The organism is Bacteroidales bacterium, assembly GCA_012517825.1.
In the GTDB taxonomy this organism is placed as follows: Bacteria; Bacteroidota; Bacteroidia; order Bacteroidales; family JAAYUG01; genus JAAYUG01.
In genome coordinates, this window is sequence record JAAYUG010000145.1 from 1 (window position 1) to 1,938 (window position 1,938).

Annotated in this window: 2 protein-coding genes; both read right to left on the bottom strand. The window is 45.4% G+C overall.

Features of this window, described 5'->3' with window-relative positions; genetic code table 11:
• Positions 1 to 1,278, bottom strand: a 1,278-nt coding sequence (locus GX419_10215) for a hypothetical protein (protein NLI25067.1), incomplete at its 3' end; no start/stop codon positions are given.
• Between the two features lie 270 nt (positions 1,279 to 1,548).
• A complete protein-coding gene (locus GX419_10220) occupies positions 1,549 to 1,899 on the bottom strand; it encodes a carboxymuconolactone decarboxylase family protein (GenBank protein ID NLI25068.1) in 351 nt (116 codons plus the stop codon).
• Positions 1,900 to 1,938: the final 39 nt, after the last annotated feature.

The window sequence follows — 1,938 nt, forward strand, 5'->3', positions numbered from 1 at the left end:
ATCGGAATTGAGCAACATATAAGTAAAGACCGATGATTCGATTTGGGCAGAATCAGAAAACTCTGCCACCGATACTGAATAAGACCCACCCGCTATGGCATTACCTGCTGAGGCGACCGATATTTCTGTCTCCACTTTTTTACGGAAGTCATACTCTTTGTTAAGGCCGCTGATAACAAGTGATGGCCAGTCATCTTTCCGGAGAAACAACAGTCGTTCGGCCCGTGGGATTCCCCTTCCGTCAAACAGAATGATCTGACATACCCCTGCCGGATAGGCCGAAACATCAAGAATTTTTTCCGTGCGGTTTTCCGGCATGTCAATCACTTCAGAGTACATTTCCTTTCCCCGCACCTGTGCCATCAGAATAATATCATTGGCCAGAGGATCCTGGGTAATCGGTTTGTTGGTTTCGACCCGGATGCGCACCTTTTCCCGCGAAAGCTGTTCGGCGTGCAATACATAACCGGTACGCAAAGGTTCGGGCAACCGGAATTTTCGTTTTTCGTTTTTCCGGTAGGTAACTTCCGCATAGTAGGTTCGCCCCTTTTCCGGAGTAAAAACAAACGATCCCATTCCGGCATGAACCGTCTGAAAAGCAAGAATCTCATCGTTCCTGTCATCGCGCAGTATGCCGGCACCCTCCAGACCCCTGTCGAACTGATCGGAGAGTTTGAAGGCAACCACTGATTTCAGACCCTCGACCAGATTACCTCCTTCAGGAAAGAAACGCAGGCTTACCTCCCGTGCATTTTTCTGCAGCTTTCTGTTGTATTTACGGTTGAAACGGATATCCTCCGAACTGATAAAGTTTTTGTTGTTGGGGTTTTCAATATAAAGATTCTGACTGAAAAAGAACTCCTGCTCAAAATTGTTCATCCAGGATGTGTAGGCCCTGATAAGGTAATTGCCCTCAGGAGTGGTATCCCGGATGGAGAAATCGCCCCAACCGGTTCCGTTTCGCAATTTGATGAGCTTCACCTGCACCACGATATTCCGTGGGCTTACTATTTCAACATACAGATTGGAAATGCCGGGAAGCGGTTTGTGGCTTACCGCATCAACCGCATAGGCCTTAAACCAGATGTCTTCACCAACTTTATACCGTGATTTATCGGTGTGCAGATAAACTTTCTGCGGACGATAATCCTGCTCAAACCGGTTCAACGCTTCCCTGATTTTCGTCAGCCGGAAATCTTCATCAGCCGGCAGTAAAAAGGAAGTTAACACCGGAACGAGAAAAGGAATGATTTTAAGGAAGACAGAAAATGGTTTCATGGCACAAACTCCTCATAAAGGTATGACAATTTAACGGGAAAATACCCTTACTTGTTCAGGGAATAACTTATCAATGGGATGATAATTAGACCCACAATCAGAAACCTAAACAAAAAAACATCTCACTCATTAGCAGAGCCCTTATATCAATAAAAAAGAGGCTGTCAATGAACAGCCTCTCTTATTGGAATTATTAATATGCGGGCAAGTCGGTAATAGCGGAATTCCTGAATCTATTATTCCACTATAATTTTCCCGTTACCCAAAGGTTCAGTGAGCAATGTGGGTCAGTTCCTCCCAGTACTCTAATGCCCGCCGTGTATGGGGTATAACAATGGTTCCCCCAACCACATTGGCAACAGCAAAAATATCGAACAGTTCTGCTGTACTTACTCCCAGTTCATGGCAGCGCTCAAGATGGTATTTTACGCAATCGTCGCATCGCAAAACCATGGAAGCCACCAGACCGAGCATTTCTTTTGTTTTTGCCGGCAAAGCCCCATCCTGGTATGTAAGGGCATCCAGGCTGTAAAGCCTTTTCATGGATTTGTTGTCGTGGGCGAGAATCCGCTCATTCATGCGTTTGCGGTATTCCCTGAAGTCATTCACGAGGTCTTTCATCTGCAACAATTTGAATTATAATAATTTACGTAGCAATAA